The following is a 21690-nucleotide window of genomic DNA, read 5'->3' as shown; positions in this document are numbered from 1 at the left end:
TTTTTCTCTACCAATATTTTATTTCTAATCAAATTTTCATTTTTTCATTCATTCCAACCATGGAAGCGAATCGTTCTCCTTCATAAAGGTAATCATGTTAACCACCAATATGAGACATCTCTACTTTTGATCGGTTTATGGAATGGTTACCATTTGCTCTTTCATCAGAATAGCGGTCACCACGATGATTCCAAATATCGGTAATCATGTGAGTAATCACATCATCCGACTCCCCTGAACGAAGCAAATGACGAAGATCATACCCCTTTGATGCAAATAAACATGTATATAATTTCCCTTCAGCAGAAACACGAGCCCTTGAACAGGTTGAACAAAAAGAATCCGTTACAGATGAAATAATTCCAATTTCTTGCTCACTACCTATATAACGATATCGAGTTGCTACCTCTCCTTCATAATTTGGCTCAATTTGTTCAAGTGGCATAATTGCTCCAATTTGCTTTAAAATCTCTTGTTTCGTCATTACTTCTGTCATTCTCCAGCCATTAGAGTTCCCTACATCCATATACTCAATAAAACGAAGCGTATGTTTATGCTCTTTAAAATATTTCGCCATCGCAATAATATCTTGATCGTTCTTCCCTTTTTGAACAACCATATTCACTTTTACTTTTAGTCCTGCATGAGAAGCCGATTCAATGCCTTCTAAAACCCTTGTAACTTTGCTTTTATTGCCATTTAATTGATTGAAACGTTGATCATCTAAAGAATCAAGACTAACTGTCACCCGTCTTAACCCTGCATCAAACAGCGCAGGGGCGAATTTTTTTAGAAGCGATCCATTCGTCGTTATAGCAATATCCTCTACTCCGTTAATTGATTTCAAGCGATGAATAAGTTCCGGAAGATCCTTGCGTAATAGGGGCTCTCCTCCAGTAATCCGTATTTTTTTGACACCTAAGGAAACAAATATACGGGTTAATCGTTCCATTTCATCAAAAGGCAAAATTTTATCAGAAGACAAAAAAGGATAATCCGCCCCAAATATTTCTTCCGGCATACAATAACGACAGCGGAAATTACAACGATCTGTCACAGATAAACGAAGATCTCTCAAGGGGCGTTGCAATTTATCTAATATACCATTTTCCATATTTCTCTCTCCCTTCTAAGGCAAACGACCAACTACCATTAAATTCATCTTATGTTTTACTGTATTTTTGAATTCGTTCTGGACATGTGTAAATATTGAAAGATTGGTTTCGAATAAACCCTACTGTTGTAATCCCTAAGTCTTCTGCTAACTCTAATGCCAATTCAGTAGGAGCAGATTTCGAAAGAACGATCTCACACCCAATTTTCGCTACTTTCAATAAAATTTCTGAAGATATACGCCCGCTAAACACAATGATTTTATTTCCAATCGAGATGTTATTTTTCAAACAATATCCATATATTTTATCCAAAGCATTATGTCTTCCTATATCCATCCGACTTAGCATAAAACCATTTACATCACATAAGGCAGCATTATGAACTCCTCCAGTATCTTTGAAAATAGTAGCTGAGCCTTGTAACTGATTCATGAAATGAATGCATTCATCTGGAGAGATTTTGACTCGTATTTCATTCATTTTCTTAGCCGTTAATGCATCATTAATGAAAACAAACCCTTGTCTACTCATCCCACAACATGATGTAACATAACGCTTATTCTGGAAATTTTGATAATAAGGATTCAATTTATCGATTTTCACGTGCACATATCCTTCTTTGTCCTGAATCCAAATTTCTTTTATATCTTCATATTTCCGTATAACTCCTTCAGATGCTAAGTATCCGATAACCATATCTTCAATGTACTCTGGTGTACAAACCATCGTAACAAATTCTTGTCCATTAATTTTTACTGTCACAGGAAATTCTGTAACAACTATATCTTCAGCTTCTTTCATGGAGCCATCCGCGAATTTAAGAATCCCTCTTTTTCCTACTACCGGTTTCATATGGCGCCTCATCCTTTAAATTATGTTTTTCATGAAAAGTTCTATATTTTTCTCTGTTAAAATGAATGAACAAGCTTTGTTCTCATTCTATTTTTATTCTCTATAAATAAGGTCTTCAGCTAAAGATGTAAACATCTCCCCAGCAAGCGAATCTTCATCATATATATTTGAATCTTTGTTTTCCTCACGTTTGGCAAAAGGAATTCTTGCAATCACTTCGGATTGTAACTGTTCGGCTAGCATATCACCGCCACCTTTTCCAAAAAGATAGTTTCTTGAGCCGTCTTGCTCTTCATAATATGCCATATTTTCGACGATCCCTAAAATTTCGTGTTTCGTATATTTCGCCATCGCACCCGCTCTTGAAGCAACAAAAGAGGCAACGTTATGAGGAGTTGTGATGATAATTTCCTTCGCTTGAGGAATCATCGCGGCTACATCAATCGCTACGTCTCCTGTGCCAGGTGGTAAATCAAGAAGAAGATAATCTAGTTCTCCCCAATGCGTGTTTGCAAGAAAGTTTTGAATCCATTTATTGAGCATCGGTCCTCGCCACATCACCGGATTGTTATTATCTGTAAAAAATCCCATTGACATGATTTTAACGCCATGGCTGGTAATTGGGATTACTGTCTGATCAATCATAGTTGGCTTTTGTATCACTCCCATCATCGCAGGAATACTAAATCCGTATATGTCTGCGTCTAAAATCCCAACCTTTTTCCCTAAACGTGTCAAAGCAATAGCTAGATTAACAGTAACCGTGGATTTTCCCACGCCACCTTTTCCACTTGTCACAGTAATAAATTGTACACCTGAATCAGGTCGCAACATGCTAGGCATCCCTGTCTTTGTTGTAGAGCTTTTCTTCAACATTTGTGTCAATGCAGCACGCTCTTCTGCTGTCATAGAACCGAAAGTTAGCGCAACACTAGAAGCACCAATGTTGTGAAGCGAGCTTTCAACATCTTCTTTAATTTTTGCTTTTAATGGACAACCTTGAATTGTCAAAACAACTTCCAATTGAACATGAGTGCCATCAACCTGAATATTTCGTACCATGTTTAAATCCACAATACTTTTATGAAGCTCGGGATCTTGAACATGTTTTAGAGCGTTCATAATTTTTTCATGGGTCAACATACCTATCAGTCCTTTTTTAGTTAATGATTTTATCTTCATTATGGTCAATGAATTACTACAGAAAACAGATCAAATAGATTTGTTAAATTTTCTCTATACATATATGGGTACTGTTGATATTGAATTATTATCAGCAAGTATCATGAAATAACGGATATATGTTGCGTATTGCAAGTAGTAGAGACTTTAAAAATCTGTTCTATTTAGTGGTGCTCATTTTACTCGAACTATTCTCAGCATGATAACGCTCCTTTTTACAAACCAAAAAAGCTCACCATAAAATAAAATGTGTACGTACGGATACACAGTCTATTTTATGGTGAGCTAATTACTAAGCAGTTTTATCTGCTAGCGATTCCTCTTATCACATATAGTAAACATAAAAAAACAGGACATTAAGGCAATTTGCCATTACCTAATATCAATGATTTCTTATGCACTCATTATAATACTTTAAATGATTAACCTCAATAGGAAATTATAGTCACTTAGATGTGATTGAATATCTTTTCTGTAGCTATGACACATCGTATAACTTGGTAAATGAAATTTTATCAGCGATTCTCTGAATATATCAACCTTTTCTCACAATATATCAGCGCAATTTCAAATATATCGGCGATTCGACAAAGGATATCGACCATTCGGCAAATAGTGACACAAAAATAGATGTTTACGAGAAAGCTTTACTTACCTAAAGACATAACCTACAGATGAGAAACAATGTTTGAAAAGGTAGCATAGAAGGTTTTATCCCTTTTATGTTACCTTTTCAGTTATTTACAGCAATTCCTCATTCTCCAAAGACGGGAACTTGCGATCCGTTCTACAGTTTTCACATACATGAAGCATTCTTGTTCCAGTCGGTTCATTACCCTCTCGTTCCCTTTTCTCTTCAGAACCACAAACTTCACATACTCTCATCCTATTGCCCCCTCCTCAACTTATTCCTTATTTCTTCTACAAAAAAGCCTAATCCTGAATGTGAAATCCTGTATCTTTAACAGCCTGAAGAAAATCTGCACGTGAGGCAGCTTTCTCATCATAGCTAAACGTAGCCGTTTTGTTTACTAAACTTACTTCTGCTTCTCTTATCCCCCATACTGTATGCAGTGCCTGAAGGATTTTATTACTATCTTGCTCATTCTGTATCCCATCTATCCTAATACTTCCTTTTTCCAATTTACACATTCTCCTTTTTAATGCATCTCTCGCTTATCCCCCTGAAATACTTCTCCCATTCCCTCTAAAAACCCTAACATCGTAACGAGTGATTTCCTTACTTCTTCATTTTGAATACTGGTTCCAAGCTTCCACAAGCTTGCTTTTTCATTTTTATCAATCTTTTCTCCAAATTTCTCAAACCCTCGACTAACTCCGTTTAGAATAATTTGTAATTGATCAGGGTTCAATTGACCAAGGAATTTGAAAGTATTCATTCCATTTTTGATCGTATTATGCATGCTTGGCTGATTAATTTGCTGAATTGCAATTACTCCTACATCCGTACGTTTTTCAAGCAACCCATTCAGAGCATCTAAGATGCCCATATCGTGGAAATGTTTTATAATTCCAATTGTTGACATGATGGCTTCTCGATTATTTGCTAAGGCGGCTATAATATCTGTAATCGCTTGTGATTGTTCCTGCTCAGGAGTGGGAATCTCTTTTTTAATTTGCTTGATCGCTTTCGCCAAATTCGTCTCCTCCTATTTTGAATAACTCTGTTATTGGAGTAAAATCATCCCGTTTCCACTTTTCTTCCACTCTGACACTGATTTGCGGCATACGATTGCCAAATCGATAATTTACCTTTGGTAACGGAGATTCACCTTTTTCTTCTAAAATTTCCATTTTGACACTCATTTCTTTATAGTTCGGTGTATGGGTAACTAGATCATGATAGCTACTTGTTAGGCGGTTAACAGCTTCCTCATCTTCCCGTGTATTCATCGTCAAATACAATTCCTTTCCTGTTACACGGTTCGTGACAATTGCTCTTACTTTGACCTGACCATAAGGAGACGCTAAACGCACTAACGTACCATCTTCAATTCCTCGTTCCTCTGCAAGTTCCAGTGAAACTTCAAGCCAAGGGTGTGGAACTTTATGTGTAAGCCCTTCAGATTTGTACGTCATATTTCCTTCATGGAAATGTTCTAGCAATCGACCGTTATTTAGGTGTAAATCATATTCCTCTCCTGCTTCAAAAGGAGGCGTCCAGTCCACTGGAATGAGTCGTGCCTTGCCATCTGCAAAAGCGAACCTTTCTTTGAAAAGGATAGGCGTATCTGTACCATCTTTGGCAACCGGCCAAATCTGACTATTAAATCCTTCTAGTCTTTTATAACTCACACCAGCAAAATAGGTAGCAAGACTCGCTGCTTCATCCATAATTTCGCTCGGATGTTGATAATTCCAGTTCGCTCCAAGATGATTAGCAAGCTCTTGGAATATAAGCCAATCTGGTTTTGAGTCTCCAAGTGGTTCAAGGACTCGGTAAAACCTTTGAATTCGGCGTTCTGTATTTACAAACGTACCGTCTTTCTCCAAGCTCGGGGCCGCAGGTAAAATAACATCAGCAAATTGTGCTGTTTTACTGAAGAACACATCCTGGACAACAAAAAACTCCAGACTCTCGAGCATAGAATCTACAAAATTTATGTTGGAATCCACCAATGCCATGTCTTCACCGAATAAATACAAAGCCTTTAGCTTTCCTTCCTTAACACCATCGAGCATTTGATGATTATCCATTCCAGGCTCTTTTGGCAAAGTAACCCCCCACGCCTTTTCATAACGCTTTCTAGCCTGCTCGTCTTGAATAGGCTCATATCCAGGAAGCCATGCAGGCATTGTCCCGAAATCACAAGCTCCTTGAACATTATTATGTCCTCTAAGAGGGAAAGCACCTGCTCCTGCTCGGCCATAATTCCCTGTGATTAAAAGAAGATTTGAGATTGCTGTACTAGTATCCGTTGCTCCTTTATGCTGCGTAACGCCCATAGCCCATAGTATACAAGCTGACTTGGATTCATGGATCATTATTGCTACCTTAATGAGTTCGTCCTTTGTTAATCCTGTTGTTTTTGCGGCATAATCTAGTGTGTATTTATTTAAAGATTGAATATACTCATCAAGACCATTTACCCGTTTTTTTAAGAATTCTTTGTCTTCCCATCCCTGATCTAAAATGTATTTTGTTACAGCTGACAACCATATCAGATCCGAACTAGGCTTAGGATGAATAAATAGATCAGAGCGTTCTGCTAATTCGTTCTCCCGCAAATCTGCAACGATGAGTTTCTGTCCATGAAGCTTATGAGCTCGTTTAATACGAGTTGCAAGAACAGGATGGGATTCAGCTGGATTTGCACCAATTACAATGACCAGCCCTGATTTTTCAATGTCTTTTATTGTTCCAGCATCTCCTCCGATTCCGACTGTACGTAAAAGTCCTGCTGTTGCAGGAGATTGACAATATCTAGAACAATTATCTACGTTGTTTGTTCCCATAATAGCGCGAGCAAACTTTTGGAATAGGAAATTCTCCTCATTTGAACATTTGGACGAAGCAATGTAACCAATGGCATCAGGCCCCTGTTGTTCCTTAATATCTGTTAGTTTTGAAGCAATTAATTTCAGTGCCTCGTCCCAAGTTGCTTCCACGAATTCATTTCCTTTACGAATTAAAGGCTTTGTTAAACGCTCTTCACTATTAACATAATCCCAACCCCATTTCCCTTTTACACATGTAGAAATCCCATTAACTGGAGCATGCTCTTGGGGCTCAATTTTTAAAATATGACGGTCTTTTGTCCATACTTCAAAGCTGCATCCAACCCCGCAATAGGTGCAGACCGTTTTCGTACGTTTGACCCTGGCCTTTCTCATAGCTGCTTCCATTTCGGAAATTGCAAAAATCTCTTTGTATCCTGGTTCTACTTCCTTTGTCAAATCAATCATTGGTTCTAACACGTTCGGAGGGATAGACGTTAAATAACCTGCTTCACCTAGCATGGATTTCTCCATCAATGCATTACACGGACAAACCGTTACACAATGTCCGCATGACACACAAGACGATTCATCAATAGATACATCATTGTCCCAAATTACGCGAGGTTTTTCACGGTCCCAATCAATCGTTAATGTTTCGTTTACTTGTAAGTCTTGACAGGCTTCTACACATCTTCCACATAAAATACATTGATCTGGCTCATATCGATAAAAAGGGTGTGACATGTCTGGTGGGTATGGCTTTGCTTCAAATTTATATTTTTGGTGCTCAATTTCCAGATATTCGGCTGTATTATGAACGACACAATTCCCATTATTATTATCACAGACTGTGCAATACAGTTCGTGATTTTTTAAGATCCGTGACATTGCTTCATATTGTGCATCTTTCACAGTTTGAGAGAGAGTATCGACATTCATCCCATGCTCTGCCTTTGTGGCACAGGCACGAACCAGTTTACCTCCTGCGTTCACAAAGCATGTATCGCAAGTTTGGATGGTTCCAAGATTCGGATGAAAACAAATACTTGGGATATACGATGCATTTGCCTGAGCGATTTCCAAAATTGTTTGCCCAGGGTAAGCTACGAATTCCTTCCCGTTAATTTGAATCGAAAATGAAGATTCTTTCATGCTTTAACCTCCTTATTTGGACTTTATCTTTAGGATGTGCTCTCGCCTGACATAACCTCAAAATTCAGAGAGAAACGCGAGAGAGAGTTTGAGCCGATAAAAGCCCGATTGGTGAGGAATAACCATCAGTAGGGGATAAAGAATTCTTCACTGATGGAAGTTTCATTTTTATGTAGTCTCTATAGGATTTCCAATAGGCTACACCTTCAAACATCCTTCCTCCACTAAGGTTTCAGGGATAAAATTCGAACGAGAATCCATCCAACTAAGATGTCCTGAAAAAATAGCGGCTCCAAAACTTCCCCATTCTTTAGGTAAACCTGTCACTACTCGGATGACTAAAAGTTAGCCAATGGAAATATACATGCCTCTCATGCCATTCCCTCCTAAACTAACTTTATATTTACCCTCTTTTACGAATATTAGTAGTTAATTATTAAATTTCTGTATTGGAAGAGAGCATAAAACAACCTATAACGGGTTAATCTTATAAGGAATTATGTATCTCATTTCTTAATGATCTCTTGAAAAATGAATTGGGAAGAAGGTTTGAAAAAGTGGAAAAAGAAAAATTATATCAACGTGTAAGTGCTATGATTATTTCTTCATCAAAAAAACCGAAATATACGGCTCTCTCTACTGTAAAGATTGCTGATTTATTTCATGTGAAACCTGAGGATGTTGAGAAAACCTTGCAGGAATTAGTCAATGAGGGGCGGTTAAATAAATCAAAGCTAACTGATCCACCAAATTATGAAATATATTTACTACCGTAGAAATATAGAAGAAATGCTTTTATAACATTTTTTCAATCTATATATATCATAATTCACATAATTTTCAATAATATATTATCGAAAACGCTATCATATGCTATATACTAAATGTGTCAGGTTAAAGTAGAACTTCCCGTTCTTTATGTTTGAGCTGTTTTGTCTAGTTATAAGTTATACCCCCATTATTCAATATAAACCGAAAAAAGAACTTGTAGCGTATCTACAAGTTCTTTTTTATTCCAAACAATCTACTAAACGATAAAGAATATTTTTATACTATGAAACAAATCAATTATGGATTCACTGCTTTTGCTACAAGCGCAGCATATGCTTCTGCACCTGCTTTTGTTAAATGTACGCCATCTGGTTCAAAGTACGCTTTATTTCCAGCACTTGCTGAGTACCAATCGACTAGCGTCACATTTTGGTAGGCAGATGCGACTTCTTTTAATTTCTCATTCACTAATGATTCCCATGGACGCGGTACCCTCGTATTGACTAATATAATTTTACGTTCATTTCCAATCAATTGCACTAATGATACTAATTGATCCTTTGTAAAGGCTCCATTTGTACCTAATCCAATAATGACATGATTTCCTAAATCCCCTTGATTCTTTAGCTGTTCCACCGCTGGAATTGCTTTAGACAATTGTCGACCAATCTTTGCGTCAATCGTAATATTAGGAAATGTATTTTTTAAATACGGAGCGATATCAATCATAATAGAATCGCCTACAGCTGTAAATGTTTGAGGTTCCTTATTCTGCGTAGTAGCTTCTTGTTGTTCTTTATTTTGAGGCGGTTCTTCAGCTGGTTTTTCCCGAACTGCCACTGGGTGTTTCGGCTTTTCTTTTTGTTCCGTTTGTACTACTTCAGCCTTACCTTTTTGAGGATTATCCTTCGCTTGACTAGCTGTTGATAACCCAAAAACAGCTATCGTAGAAATAAATAATGCACCTACCAAAGCTAACTTGCCACCCAATGCTAAGTTTCTCATTCTCCAGTTCTTCGAGCCAATATTCTTCAATGCCCCTCGCCTGATTGGATCTTCAATAAACTTCCACGAAATTTGTGCAGCAATTATAATAAGAAGAAATTGAAGAATTGCTCGTGTAAGCGAAAACTCTCCAGCATTTACTTTCGGGGTTGTTAATGTAATAATCGGATAATGCCAAAGATAGATCCCATACGATCGTACCCCCATCCAGCGCAGTGGTCTAAAGCGTAAAAATTGAGCAATTCGGCTAGCTGGATGAGCAAGGTTCGCTACTAACAGAGCAGTAGCAAGCGATAAAAGAACCATTCCCCCGCGATATAGAAACGGATCATATTGATTCGTCTTCCAAAACATAGCGAGAATGATGATAAGAGCAATCCCTCCAACTATGTCAAGAACGAGACGTGCTTTTGGAATAATTTTATTCGCAAGCCTACTGCTTGGCCAAATTAAGGCAAGTGCCGCTCCAATCAATAAGGAAAAAGCTCTCGTATCAGTACCATAATAAATTCTACTCGGATCAGCTCCAGGTTCATACAAAATTGCCATCGCTAATGCAGACATGGCTGCCCCTAGAACGACGAATAAAATGATACGTGATTTCTTTTTTATGTAATAAAATGCAAGGCTAATGATAAATGGCCACACTACATAGAACTGTTCTTCAACAGCTAATGACCAAAAATGATTGAGCGGTGAAAGTTGATTAAAACTCTCAAAGTATGATAATTTGTGATAAATATACCACCAGTTACTGAAATACAATAAAGCTGCTAATGAATCCCCTCGCATCTTTCCTAGTAAGGAACTGTGGAAAATTGTAATCCACGCTAACACAATTACAAGCATAACGAGCATTCCAGGAAGTAATCGTCTTGCTCTGCTGAGCCAAAACCTCTTCAAGTCAATCCTCTTGTTTCTCTTCCATTCTATCGCCAGAATATCCGTGATTAAATAACCTGAAAGTACAAAGAATACAGTAACACCTAAAAATCCGCCAGGCATCCAATTAAAATTGATGTGATATAAAATTACACCTAGTATAGCTAGTCCCCTTAGACTGTCCAATCCAACCATATAGCGACCATTTTTCTTTAATGGTTTGGGCATCTAGCAATCACCCCCATGTTTCTCTAAAAATTCTGTAAATACTCACAATATACAACTCTATCAATTTATCCCTAAAAATATGAGCCCAAGCAAAATATTACAAAACTGTTTAATAAACTCTCTCTTTTTTTATGATTACATACACAGTAACTAAAATTTTATCATGTTATCTAACTACATAAAATAGTTTCATGAATAAACTTTAATGTAAAAAAAGAGGTTATCCTAAAAAATTAATTTCAGGATAACCTCTTTTTTATTAACCGACACTTTGAAATCTATCAATTTGTCCATCTTGTACTCTAACCACAAATAAAAATCTATTCCTATACTTGCTATTTTTCATTAAGATTTATTAATCAAATCCTTTTTAGACCTAGCGCTCATACTCGATATCTATACTTATTAAGCCAATTTTTTAATACCAAAAAAAATCATCTTCAACAATACATATAAAGATTTACATTAATAGGAACTTGAGTTAAAATGAAAAACAAACACAGAACATATGTTCCTGATTTTGTTGTACCCTTATATAATTTTACCCAATATACAAAGGAGGAATTTCAAAGTGTCACCTCTTGCATTACAGCTATACGACTATAACGTATGGGCGAATAAACAAATTTTCAATCGATTAAATGAACTTCCACAGAATATTTATCATAAAAACATTCAAAGTGTTTTTCCCTCTATATCTAACGCATTGGCTCATATTTACCTGTCCGATCTTGGCTGGCTAGATGTTTTCTCTGGAAAAAGTATGAATCATGCGTTGAGATTAGCTGAACAATTGAAAGAACAAACAGAAGCAAAAGGAATCAAGGAAATGGAGGCAATGTTCGCTGAGTTGGCTGAACGATATAAGATATTCCTTAATAAACAAGAAAATATAACAAAGACTCTTATAATTGAACATCCATCTGGTGACCTAATGAAAACTAGCGTCTCTGAATTGGTACCACATGTTGTAAATCACGGAACATATCATCGTGGTAATATCACTGCTATGTTACGACAACTAGGTTACTCTTCTGTTATGACGGATTATGGCTTTTATTTATATTTAAAACAAAAATAGCTTATTTAAATACACCTCCCAGTTTTAGTAAAATAATATGAGAAATGCTATTCTTCTTCTTAAAATATACAAAAAGGATGGCATTTCTTTTAGTGCACATATATTTAATGATTCATTTCATATACTCAAATTCTCCCTGTTCTCTGTAATACAAAAACAGAAAGCTCAGGCTTACTTAAAAACCGGACCGGCATTCTAGTAGTCCCCATACCACGATTCACATACAACTGTAATGGTTTACGCTTTCCTTCTAATGAATAAAGCCCTTCTACATATTTATTTGCTAGTGAAGTAGTAATAATAGGACCTATGAATGGAATCTGGACTTGTCCACCATGACTATGGCCGGATATTTGAAGATCTACTGGATATTCCAATATTTGATCGACAGCATCAGGTTCATGCACTAGTAGCAAGTTAAAATCCTCTATTCTAAGATCCTTCAAGGTTGGATGAATTTTAGGTTTTCCAAGTAAAAAATCATCGAGACCAGAAATAGTAATAGACTCACCATTCGCAGCTTTAATTTTTTTCGTTTCATTATTCAAAACTGTAAAGCCAGCTTTCTCCATATACTCTTTATATAAGTAACTACCTCCACCTCCTCGGTCATGATTACCAAACACAGCATATTTTCCAAGGGGAGCATGAATTTGTGCCAAAATAGTTTGTGAGTACTTTCTTTCTGCAGCATATTCTCCAAATTTATCAATTAAATCTCCTGTAAATGCTACAATATCAGGATTCAATTGATTAATTTTATCCACTAACATTTGTTGTTGTTTATGAGGAAAATTTGGTCCAAAATGTGTGTCTGAGAACTGGACGATCTTCACACCATGAAAACCGTTCGGGATATTTGGATTTTCAATATCATTCCATGTAACTGACAATGCCTTTGTTTCGAAATGAAAAGCATATACGTAAATTGTTATCGGAAGAATGAATAGTATGAGGGAAATCATACCTATTCGTCTCAACCACAATAAGGAAGTACCTTCTTTCTCTTGTTCTAAAGGAGGTACTTCCTCGTTCGAGTTCATTCTATTTGTTTTGGCGTGTTCTAAGTTCGTTTTCATATGTTCACCTCTAAATTCATCTTCATCAAAAGATACGCTTTACATAAAGTTGTAGCATTTCTATGTTACAAACGTATGTCTTTTTGAAAATTGAAGTGAACATGAACAAGCTACTCACATGCATCATGTAGTTCTTCTGTTAAGGGGGAAAATGATAGAATATTTACTACTAATACGATTAGAAGTAGTTTGAATGATTTTATAGATTTTACCTTATGAGAGGAAACAACCAAATTTTCCATATGATACATACAATTAGTATAAATGTATAATCACCAAAATCTAATTTCGGCCCTTTCTTTACATGCATATCTAGCCACATATGCATAAGTTTTACTTCCTTATATTTATGGATATTCTTTTTGGCAAAGCGATAAGAAAGTAACTGTAATATCATACAACCTGCTACAAATATAAGTAACAAAACGAGAAAGTCACTCACCTTATTTTTGTACTACCTTCTCTAATATCCGATGCTCTAAAATCCATTCTTCAAACTTGGCACTTCCAAATTCCCAGCTTAAATCATGGGCCTGTACAGAAAAAACATGATATCCTGAGTACGCATCCATGTATGCGTCTTCCTTTAATTCAACTTGCTGGATCCCATAAAAAGCAAAGTTAAAAAATACATCCCACACATCTTCATATTTTCTTTTATAAGCAATCGATTCCACATCATATTCTTCTCCAAAATAATCAAGATGTAAATGCAGGCTATCATCATATTCATACTTCATTTTTATCACCCCTTATATTTGTACTTCTTTATCATCCAAAAAATTCCTCCTATGTCCACTCACATCTAGGCACTTCTCTACATATTATGGAAATAGATTCATTTCTAGGAGGTGGCACCTATTGAAAAAATTTATAGCTGTTTTTTGTATACTTGTACTCACTGTTTTTACATTTGTGGCGTGTAGTAAAAAAGACAATACGAAGAAGCAGACGCAAAAGATTCGCATCGGTGAAGTTACCCATTCCCTCTTCTATGCCCCGCTCTATGTTGGAATTGAAAAGGGATTTTTTAAAGATGAAGGGTTAGATATTGATTTACAAACGACAGCTGGTGGCGATAAAACGATGACTGCGCTGTTATCTGGTGGAATTGACATTGCACTTGTCGGTTCTGAAACATCCATTTATGTTCACCAACAAGGAGCAAAAGATCCGATTATTAACTTTGCACAACTCACACAAACGGATGGTACATTTTTAGTTTCACGTAAAAAGTTAGACTCCTTTAATTGGAACGATGTGAAGGGCGTTACTTTCCTCGGGCAACGTAAAGGCGGTATGCCGCAAATGGTTGGAGAATACGTTTTGAAGAAAAATGGTATTGATCCGCACAAAGATACAAATTTAATTCAAAATGTTGAGTTTGCGAATATCGCTAATGCCTTCGCATCCGGTACAGGAGAATTTGTCCAGCTGTTTGAACCAACCGCAAGCATTTTTGAAAAGGAAGGAAAGGGTTATATCGTCGCTTCCTTTGGTTCTGAATCTGGAACCGTTCCTTACACAACATTTATGGCAAAAGAAAGCTTTTTAAAGAAAGACAAAGCAGCAGCCGAAAAATTTACGCGCGCATTATATAAAGCACAGCAATGGGTAGATACACATAGTCCAGAAGAAATTGCCGAGACTGTTACACCACTTTTTAAAGATACTTCAAAAGATATTACGGTAAAAGTAATCGAACGCTATAAAAAGCAACATTCGTATGCCACAAACCCATTATTAGATACGGAAGAATGGAAACAACTACAAACAATTATGAAAGAAGCTGGTGAACTACAAAAAGAAATTCCACATGAGGCGCTCGTTAATACAAAAATTGCCGAAAGTGTTATTAAGAAATAGAGGCGAATACAATGGGTTTCTTACAAATATCTCACGTTTCTCAATGTTTTTTTTCAAAGAAAAGTGCCCGGCTCATCCTTGAAGATATTAACTTACAGGTAGACGAAGGAGAATTCATATCCTTTCTCGGTCCAAGTGGCTGTGGTAAAACAACGCTCCTTTCTATTATCGCAGGACTACTAGAGCCAATTGAAGGTAGGGTCTTTGTGGATAATAAACCAGTAATAAAACCCACAGATTCAATGGGGTATATGCTTCAACAAGATTATTTGTTTCCTTGGAAAACAATTGAAGAAAATATTATGCTTGGATTGCATATTACAAAAACATACGGACAAGAAACGAAAGAACATACATTGCAACTTTTAAAGCAAGTAGGCCTGCAAGGCATAGAAAAACAATATCCTTCAGAATTATCCGGTGGTATGCGCCAACGGGCGGCACTCGTTCGTACACTTGCGACAAATCCGAAAATTCTTTTGCTTGACGAACCATTTTCAGCCCTTGATTATCAAACGAAATTAAAATTAGAGAATCTCGTATTTACTTTATTACACAAGTATAAGAAAACTTCCCTTCTCGTCACCCATGACATCGAAGAGGCTATCGCAATGAGTGATCGTATTTACTTACTTCGATCAAACCCTGGCAAAATTGCCAAAATATTTATCGTACCAGAAAGCATTCGCTCTCTACCACCATTAGAGGCAAGACACCACCCTGAGTTTCCAGCTCTTTTTCAAGCCATATGGAAGGAGCTTGAGAACCTTGGATAAAATAAAACAACTACATGAACAGTTTCGAAAAAAAGAGCGCCAGCGCACTTGGATAGTTGCCTCTTTACAATTACTACTTCTTATTCTCTTCTTTGTATTATGGGAAATTTCTAGTAAACAAGAGTGGATTGATCCTTTACTCTTCAGCTCTCCTTCAAGCATTTGGGAACTATTTTTAAGCAAATGGGGAGATGGATCACTTTGGATTCACATATGGACGACATTATTAGAAACAAGTATTGGATTTATTCTCGGGACAGTGCTCGGGACAATTATCGCAACCATCCTTTGGTGGATACCTCTTATCGCTCGTGTATTAGATCCATACCTTGTTGTGTTAAATGCGATGCCGAAAGTAGCACTTGGTCCAATTATTATCGTTATTTTCGGCCCAAATATCTCCTCTTCAATCGCAATGGGCGTCATTATTTCCATCATCATCACCATTCTTGTTATTTACAGTGCATTTCAAGAAGTGGACTCGAATTATGTAAAAGTAATGGATACGTTTGGGGCTAATAAATGGCAAACCTATCAACAAGTTATTTTACCTTCTTCCTTTCCAGCTATCATTTCAACTTTAAAAGTAAACGTTGGATTATCATGGGTTGGTGTTATTTTCGGAGAACTTCTCGTTTCCAAACAAGGGCTCGGTTATTTAATTAGCTATGGATTCCAAGTGTTTAATTTTACACTTGTACTGCTGAGTGTCTTACTGACATGTGTCCTAGCTACTCTGATGTATGTATTTGTTGAAGGATTTGAAAAATTACTTGTAGGGAAAAGAAAAAGAAGCTGACTCCAAATAATCATGATGGAGTCAGCTTCTTTTTTATTGTAAATTGAATTCATATATTTATTGTTGATCACATACTTTTGTATCGTTAACTACAGTGCTTCCTTGAATCGTGACCGTATGAAAACAATCTTTCACACGTACCTTTACAATATTATCTTGTCGATCTATAACATGATACTCATTAAATTGTTTATTTAACGCTGTACGAATTTGCTCTCCCTCGAAAATCGGAAACCCATGCGACATGACCCAAATAAGACCAGCAATAGCAAGAATGGTTTTCATACGATTTCTACCTCCTTGAGAATAAATTCATTACATCTCTACTATGTATATTCTAATTGTGTCAATTTTGTGACAATTAATCTTTTATACTCTATTCTATTTGAAATTTCTAGTTCCTTCTTCTACGTAAAAAAAGCAACCTAATTATATTTGGGTTGCTTTTGCTACTTTTATTCTTTTAATTGTTGTGAAACCTCATATAATCCAGATAATACTTCAGCTCTCATTTTGACAAGCTCCGGATATTGATAGAAGAATGCTATCTTTTTATATTTCAGTTCTTGTCCCTCCTTCACTTTCTTTGAATCTTGTAAGATGAATGCTGTAAATGTATCAGCAATATCCTCTGCTATATTTGTTGTTCCATACTCAGAAACGAATTGATCATGCTTTTCTTCAAAAAATTGTATTTGCGCCTCTTCATCTGTTTCAATTTGCTTTTCTTTCCATTCACTTTCAATTGGCTTCCAGAAAGAATCATAGAATTTGTTAATATACGAATCTGCTTTCGCGCACCCTTCTTGCAAGAAAAGATTTTTACACTTATTTTGATAGGAAGAAACATCTTTCTCCGCTTCAAATGCCTTTACATACTTTTCATCTACTGGAATTTGTTTATCACTAAGCGTTAATACATGAGCAGTCTCATGTATTAATGTCTTCATTACTTCATCTATATTCACACCTGAATCAAGCGTATCTAAACTTAACACCCAATCTTTCGGATTCTCCATACTAGGAGTTACATGAGCAACAATTCCATCGTATCCATCTGTCACAATATCAAATTCTTTTATATTCTCTCGATACTTAGACGGAATTAACGTACGATAAATTCCCCACAGCGTTTCATGATAATCTCTATCTTCATGCTGCTCAATTATTTCTTCCTTCGCTTCTATATCATCCGCAAACACTTTCTGTAAACGCTTCTTATCTAGTTTTTCAAAATAAGGAGCTACGATTTCTTCCTCATTAATATAGTAAGATGCTAAAAAGAAATAGTTTTCATCATCATCTTTCTTCTGTTCTGCTTCTTTCATGTTGTCTTTCTTTCCAGCGTTCTCTTCTGTATTTTCTTCCAAGCCTTTTACATCTTCCTCTGGTTCTTCCAGCTGAGACAGACTGTCCATTTTTTTATATACTTTTTGAACCATAGCATCTCCAAGCTTCGTACATTCATCTTCGGTTTTGCATATATCTTTCGTTTCCGCAACTCTTACCTCTTTACTGCACCCTGCTGTAACACCAATTGCTAAGATAAAACATAATAGCTTTCCACAAACCTTCCTCATATAAACCTCCATTATTCCATTCTACAAAGATATGATACAGTGAAACTTTAATCAGTGGGGGAATTTTTTCATCCCCCACTGATTATTAGCCCTCACCAATCAGGCTTTTACGGGTAGTTTATCTCCCACCTAACTAACTCCCTTGCTTTCACTTAAAATTTAAGGTGGGAGTATTACTGCCCGCAAATAGCGGGTAATCATTTTCTGACAAATATGCGATAATTATTTTTAGGGAGTTTTTTACTTTTTGAGGGGGAATGTATGATGATACGCGCTGCATTATTTGATTTAGATGGAACATTGTTAGATCGACGTCAATCTTTGGAGAGTTTGATTAGCGATCAATATGAACGTTACACAGGGCATTTTACTGAGATAGAAAAAAACGAGTATTGCACTCGTTTCATTCAGCTTGATAATAACGGCTACACTTGGAAGGATAAAGTATATACTACTTTGCTCAACGAATATAACATTACAACTCTAACAGCCGATCAACTCCTGCATGACTACATAACAGAATTCAAAAATCACTGCATTCCTTTTCCAAATATGCATGAATTGCTACAACAACTGCAAAATCAAAATATCGCAATCGGAATTATCACAAATGGCTTTACCGAATTCCAGATGAACAATCTTTGTGCCTTACAGCTACATACTTATACAAATACAATTCTTATTTCGGAAGCAGAAGGCATTAAGAAACCTCATCCAGCTATCTTTGAACGTGCCCTTCAACAATTAAATGTAACAGCGAAGGAATGTATCTATGTTGGAGATCATCCTGAAAATGATGTAATTGGAGCTGAAAATGCCGGCATTACCGCTATTTGGAAGAGGGATTCATTTTGGGAGGGGTTTGAGCATTCTCGTGTGGCTAGAGATTTGCTTGAAGTACTTTTTTTCTATAAAGTGAAACTTTAATCAGTGGGAGTTTTCTTCATCGCCCACTGATTATTAGCCCTCACCAATCGGGCTTTTACGGGCAGTTTATCTCCCACCTAACTTCTTTGCTTTCACCGAATTTTAAGGTGGGAGTATTACTGCCCGTTAGTGCGGGATAAATAGGTCATCAACCTTAAAAATTCACTTTTCATGTTAGTACAAAGCTAAAGTTATAATAAAAACGCCATCCTTTCCTAATCCTAGAGAAAAAATGACGTTTTTTTATTTTAATAGTGTATTTCTTTTTCCTAACTTAATCGTGATGTTACGCTACCTCTAATTAGAAAAATATTGTAAAGTTCCCTCAAACACTGATTGTGCCAATATATTTTGATATTTGTCAGAAGTCAATTTTACTCTTTCATTCACATTTGATAAAAATCCTGTTTCTACCAATATAGGCGGTGCACTATTATCAGCCTTTAACACACGAAGATCTGGTCGATCTTTTATGCGTCTATCTTTGGCACCTGTATTTTTAATTAAAGCATTCTGTACAGCATTTGCTAAATTAAGTACTTCTTTACTTTTTGGGTGTTCCGAATTATATAATGTTTCAATTCCTTCTGCCACAGTCGTATCAGCTGAGTTTACATGTACACTAACAAAAATATCTGCTTTGTTTTCATTTGAAATATGAACACGATCTTCTAATGGAATAAAAATATCTGTTGCTCGCGTCATCACAACATTTGCACCACTTTGAGCTAGTAAACTCTTTAACTTCAATCCTACTTGCAGGGCAATCGTTTTTTCATATATACTTTCATATAATGTCCCTGAATCATATCCCCCATGACCTGGATCCACTATAATTGTTTTACCAAATATGACTGGGTTTTCTATCCAAACACCATTTGTGTCAAAATAGTATACCTTACCATTCTCTTCTAACCATCCGATTTTCATTGCCCCATTGCCTTGCAGGTAATACCATGTTGCGCCTTCCTGTAGCCAACCTGTTTTCATCGCTCCATTGCCTTGCAGATAGTACCAAGTTGTTCCTTCCTGTAGCCAACCTGTTTTCATTGCTCCATTGCCTTGCAGGTAATACCATGTTGCGCCTTCCTGCAACCACCCTGTTTTCATTACTCCGTTACTTCCTAGATAGTACCAAGCAGCTCCTTCTTGCAACCAGCCTATTTTCATCTCACCATCGCTTTCGAAGTAGTACCAAGTTGTTCCTTTCTGTAGCCAGCCTGTTTTCGCTGCTCCATCGCTTTCTAAATAATACTTTTTGTCCCCAAGCTGCAGCCAGCCTGTTTTCATTGCTCCATCGCTTTCGAAGTAATATTTTTTATCCCCAAGCTGCAGCCAGCCTGTTTTCATTGCTCCATTACTTTCGAAGTAATATTTTTTATCCCCGAGCTGTAGCCAGCCTATTTTCGCTGCTCCATCGCCTTCTAAATAATATTTTTTATCCCCGAGCTGCAGCCAGCCTGTTTTCATTGCTCCATCGCTTTCGAAGTAATATTTTTTATCTCCAAGCTGCAGCCAATCTGTTCTCATCGCTCCATTACTTTCGAAATAATATTTTCTATCTCCAAGCTGCAGCCAGCCTGTTTTCATTGCTCCGCTACTTTGCAGGTAATACCACGTTGTTCCTTCTTGCAACCAGCCTGTTTTCATTGCTCCGTCACCTTGCAGATAATACCATGTTGTTCCTTCTTGTAGCCAGCCTGTTTTCATTGCTCCGCTACTTTGCAGGTAATACCACGTTGTTCCTTCTTGTAGCCAGCCTGTTTTCATTGCTCCGCTACTTTGCAGGTAATACCACGTTGTTCCTTCTTGTAGCCAGCCTGTTTTCATTGCTCCGCTACTTTGCAGGTAATACCACGTTGTCCCTTCTTGTAGCCAACCTGTTTTCATTGCTCCGCTACTTTGCAGGTAATACCACGTTGTTCCTTCTTGCAACCAACCTGTTTTCATTACTCCATCTTTTTGCAAATAATACCATGTTGTTCCTTCTTGCAGCCACCCTGTTTTCCTTGTACCATCTGGCTGAATATAATACCACTTATTATCTATATTTACCCAACCTCTTTGTGTTTTAGGTGCTTCTTGTACTGTTTTAACATTCACCTGGTTTATTTCACTAGTAACTAGTGGTTGTTCATTTTTTACATTCGTCTCATTCATTTTTATTTCGCTAGCATCTAGCGATTGTTCACTTTTTACATTCGTCTCATTCGTTTTTATTTCGCCAGCATCTAGCGATTGTTCACTTTTTACATTCGTCTCATTCGTTTTTATTTCACTAGTATCTAGTGATTGTTCACTTTTTACACTCGCTGTACCTTCATCTTCAGACTTTCTTGTTATGCTTGTCTGCACTTCCTTTGGTTCTTGCTGTTTAGATTGTTCTCGTTGCTCAGTGCTAGTTGTTTGTTCCGAAGGTAGCTGTTCATTTTCTGTTTCTGCCAAAGTTTGCATCGGGCTAAACACATAGCCTAATGTTAAAACAGCTACTACAGTCTTTTTCAACATGTGCAGTTCACCTTTCCTTACTTGATTGATTTAAAAATAAAAAATCTAATTCTAGTAAGATAATAAAAGACTCAACATTTTTATTCTATAAAAATAGTAAATAAAAAAAGCAGCCCTCAAACATTTTAAGACCCTATGTAGTGCGATATGACTACATAGGGCCTTTTAGTTTAGAGATTGCCATAAGTCAAGTCCTCAAAATCTACCATAATTAGGTATTACTATACAACTAATTTCCACAATTCAATTTAATTATAATGCTATAATATCAATATTTTAAATGCAATTAAAAAGATGAATATTCCTTTTTGAGTTTTTTGTTTCTATCTCATTTAACACTTCATACAATCCTTTCCACGAATATACATTGGTAGCATTATATTACAAATACTTCACTGGAATATATACCGAAATAAGTATAATTT

20 protein-coding genes are annotated in these 21690 nt (G+C 36.5%); 6 read left to right on the top strand and 14 right to left on the bottom strand.

Features of this window, described 5'->3' with window-relative positions; genetic code table 11:
* Positions 1 to 97 precede the first annotated feature (97 nt).
* The 7 genes from moaA to fdhF form a co-directional block, all read right to left on the bottom strand.
* Positions 98 to 1114: a GTP 3',8-cyclase MoaA gene (gene moaA, locus KFD70_RS08575; protein ID WP_336450528.1), complete on the bottom strand. Its 1017-nt coding sequence runs from the start codon at positions 1112 to 1114 to the stop codon at positions 98 to 100.
* A 49-nt stretch (positions 1115 to 1163) separates the two neighbouring features.
* Positions 1164 to 1967 carry a formate dehydrogenase accessory sulfurtransferase FdhD gene (gene fdhD / locus KFD70_RS08570; RefSeq protein WP_336450529.1) on the bottom strand — a complete coding sequence of 268 codons (804 nt, stop codon included), beginning with the start codon at positions 1965 to 1967 and terminating at the stop codon, positions 1164 to 1166.
* A 93-nt stretch (positions 1968 to 2060) separates the two neighbouring features.
* Positions 2061 to 3110: a P-loop NTPase gene (locus KFD70_RS08565; protein ID WP_336450530.1), complete on the bottom strand. Its 1050-nt coding sequence runs from the start codon at positions 3108 to 3110 to the stop codon at positions 2061 to 2063.
* Between the two features lie 780 nt (positions 3111 to 3890).
* The gene (locus KFD70_RS08560; RefSeq protein ID WP_336450531.1) at positions 3891 to 4034 is read right to left on the bottom strand and encodes a hypothetical protein; all 144 of its coding nucleotides are present in this window, start codon (positions 4032 to 4034) and stop codon (positions 3891 to 3893) included.
* Positions 4035 to 4082: 48 nt separating this feature from the next.
* A complete protein-coding gene (locus tag KFD70_RS08555; protein ID WP_336450532.1) occupies positions 4083 to 4292 on the bottom strand; it encodes a heavy-metal-associated domain-containing protein in 210 nt (69 codons plus the stop codon).
* A 17-nt stretch (positions 4293 to 4309) separates the two neighbouring features.
* Complete coding sequence (locus KFD70_RS08550; RefSeq protein WP_336450533.1) at positions 4310 to 4807, bottom strand: helical membrane plugin domain-containing protein; 498 nt, start codon at positions 4805 to 4807, stop codon at positions 4310 to 4312.
* A complete protein-coding gene (fdhF, locus tag KFD70_RS08545; protein ID WP_431613127.1) occupies positions 4782 to 7763 on the bottom strand; it encodes a formate dehydrogenase subunit alpha in 2982 nt (993 codons plus the stop codon). The genes KFD70_RS08550 and fdhF overlap by 26 nt, the downstream gene beginning before the upstream one ends.
* Before the next feature lie 557 nt (positions 7764 to 8320).
* Here fdhF and KFD70_RS08540 point away from each other — a divergent pair.
* The gene (locus KFD70_RS08540) at positions 8321 to 8539 is read left to right on the top strand and encodes a PCI domain-containing protein (RefSeq protein WP_336450535.1); all 219 of its coding nucleotides are present in this window, start codon (positions 8321 to 8323) and stop codon (positions 8537 to 8539) included.
* Positions 8540 to 8831: 292 nt separating this feature from the next.
* Here KFD70_RS08540 and KFD70_RS08535 read toward each other — a convergent pair whose 3' ends face one another.
* Complete coding sequence (locus tag KFD70_RS08535; protein ID WP_431613126.1) at positions 8832 to 10649, bottom strand: acyltransferase family protein; 1818 nt, start codon at positions 10647 to 10649, stop codon at positions 8832 to 8834.
* Between the two features lie 571 nt (positions 10650 to 11220).
* On the opposite strand from KFD70_RS08535, the gene KFD70_RS08530 reads away from it, so the two are divergent.
* Complete coding sequence (locus tag KFD70_RS08530) at positions 11221 to 11730, top strand: DinB family protein (RefSeq protein WP_336450537.1); 510 nt, start codon at positions 11221 to 11223, stop codon at positions 11728 to 11730.
* A gap of 125 nt (positions 11731 to 11855) precedes the next feature.
* On the opposite strand, the gene KFD70_RS08525 is transcribed toward KFD70_RS08530, so the two are convergent.
* The 3 genes from KFD70_RS08525 to KFD70_RS08515 form a co-directional block, all read right to left on the bottom strand.
* Complete coding sequence (locus KFD70_RS08525; RefSeq protein ID WP_431613132.1) at positions 11856 to 12695, bottom strand: metallophosphoesterase; 840 nt, start codon at positions 12693 to 12695, stop codon at positions 11856 to 11858.
* A gap of 322 nt (positions 12696 to 13017) precedes the next feature.
* Positions 13018 to 13251, bottom strand: coding sequence for a hypothetical protein (locus KFD70_RS08520; RefSeq protein ID WP_431613125.1), 234 nt, complete (start codon positions 13249 to 13251; stop codon positions 13018 to 13020).
* A gap of 1 nt (position 13252) precedes the next feature.
* Entirely contained in the window at positions 13253 to 13549 is a 297-nt protein-coding gene (locus KFD70_RS08515) for a DUF3986 family protein (protein WP_336450539.1), read from the bottom strand.
* A 175-nt stretch (positions 13550 to 13724) separates the two neighbouring features.
* On the opposite strand from KFD70_RS08515, the gene KFD70_RS08510 reads away from it, so the two are divergent.
* From KFD70_RS08510 to KFD70_RS08500, 3 genes are read left to right on the top strand one after another with little or no spacing between them, the layout of a single operon-like run.
* The gene (locus KFD70_RS08510) at positions 13725 to 14675 is read left to right on the top strand and encodes an ABC transporter substrate-binding protein (protein ID WP_420792325.1); all 951 of its coding nucleotides are present in this window, start codon (positions 13725 to 13727) and stop codon (positions 14673 to 14675) included.
* A gap of 11 nt (positions 14676 to 14686) precedes the next feature.
* A complete protein-coding gene (locus KFD70_RS08505; RefSeq protein ID WP_336450541.1) occupies positions 14687 to 15451 on the top strand; it encodes an ABC transporter ATP-binding protein in 765 nt (254 codons plus the stop codon).
* The gene (locus tag KFD70_RS08500) at positions 15444 to 16250 is read left to right on the top strand and encodes an ABC transporter permease (protein ID WP_336450542.1); all 807 of its coding nucleotides are present in this window, start codon (positions 15444 to 15446) and stop codon (positions 16248 to 16250) included. Before KFD70_RS08505 ends, KFD70_RS08500 begins: the two co-directional genes overlap by 8 nt.
* A 57-nt stretch (positions 16251 to 16307) precedes the next feature.
* On the opposite strand, the gene KFD70_RS08495 is transcribed toward KFD70_RS08500, so the two are convergent.
* Entirely contained in the window at positions 16308 to 16535 is a 228-nt protein-coding gene (locus tag KFD70_RS08495; protein WP_431613124.1) for a hypothetical protein, read from the bottom strand.
* 170 nt (positions 16536 to 16705) lie between these two features.
* Positions 16706 to 17830 carry a recombinase family protein gene (locus KFD70_RS08490; protein WP_431613123.1) on the bottom strand — a complete coding sequence of 375 codons (1125 nt, stop codon included), beginning with the start codon at positions 17828 to 17830 and terminating at the stop codon, positions 16706 to 16708.
* 264 nt (positions 17831 to 18094) lie between these two features.
* Here KFD70_RS08490 and KFD70_RS08485 point away from each other — a divergent pair, with 264 nt between their 5' ends.
* Positions 18095 to 18757, top strand: coding sequence for an HAD family hydrolase (locus KFD70_RS08485; protein WP_431613122.1), 663 nt, complete (start codon positions 18095 to 18097; stop codon positions 18755 to 18757).
* A 297-nt stretch (positions 18758 to 19054) separates the two neighbouring features.
* Here KFD70_RS08485 and KFD70_RS08480 read toward each other — a convergent pair whose 3' ends face one another.
* Complete coding sequence (locus KFD70_RS08480) at positions 19055 to 21265, bottom strand: N-acetylmuramoyl-L-alanine amidase family protein (RefSeq protein ID WP_431613121.1); 2211 nt, start codon at positions 21263 to 21265, stop codon at positions 19055 to 19057.
* Positions 21266 to 21690: the final 425 nt, after the last annotated feature.

Source organism: Bacillus pfraonensis (genome assembly GCF_050768835.1).
In the GTDB taxonomy this organism is placed as follows: domain Bacteria; phylum Bacillota; class Bacilli; order Bacillales; family Bacillaceae_G; genus Bacillus_A; species Bacillus_A pfraonensis.
The sequence above is the reverse complement of the archived record's forward strand: the minus strand, read 5'-3'. Positions and strand labels throughout refer to the sequence as shown.

Coding starts and splice junctions, on each gene's coding strand:
- KFD70_RS08480 (WP_431613121.1), bottom strand. CDS start 21,265: ATGTTGAAAAAGACTGTAGTAGCTGTTTTAACATTAGGCTATGTGTTT.
- KFD70_RS08535 (WP_431613126.1), bottom strand. CDS start 10,649: ATGCCCAAACCATTAAAGAAAAATGGTCGCTATATGGTTGGATTGGAC.
- KFD70_RS08515 (WP_336450539.1), bottom strand. CDS start 13,549: ATGAAGTATGAATATGATGATAGCCTGCATTTACATCTTGATTATTTT.
- fdhD (WP_336450529.1), bottom strand. CDS start 1,967: ATGAAACCGGTAGTAGGAAAAAGAGGGATTCTTAAATTCGCGGATGGC.
- fdhF (WP_431613127.1), bottom strand. CDS start 7,763: ATGAAAGAATCTTCATTTTCGATTCAAATTAACGGGAAGGAATTCGTA.
- KFD70_RS08485 (WP_431613122.1), top strand. CDS start 18,095: ATGATACGCGCTGCATTATTTGATTTAGATGGAACATTGTTAGATCGA.
- KFD70_RS08495 (WP_431613124.1), bottom strand. CDS start 16,535: ATGAAAACCATTCTTGCTATTGCTGGTCTTATTTGGGTCATGTCGCAT.
- KFD70_RS08560 (WP_336450531.1), bottom strand. CDS start 4,034: ATGAGAGTATGTGAAGTTTGTGGTTCTGAAGAGAAAAGGGAACGAGAG.
- KFD70_RS08565 (WP_336450530.1), bottom strand. CDS start 3,110: ATGTTGACCCATGAAAAAATTATGAACGCTCTAAAACATGTTCAAGAT.
- KFD70_RS08490 (WP_431613123.1), bottom strand. CDS start 17,830: ATGAGGAAGGTTTGTGGAAAGCTATTATGTTTTATCTTAGCAATTGGT.
- KFD70_RS08525 (WP_431613132.1), bottom strand. CDS start 12,695: ATGATTTCCCTCATACTATTCATTCTTCCGATAACAATTTACGTATAT.
- KFD70_RS08505 (WP_336450541.1), top strand. CDS start 14,687: ATGGGTTTCTTACAAATATCTCACGTTTCTCAATGTTTTTTTTCAAAG.
- moaA (WP_336450528.1), bottom strand. CDS start 1,114: ATGGAAAATGGTATATTAGATAAATTGCAACGCCCCTTGAGAGATCTT.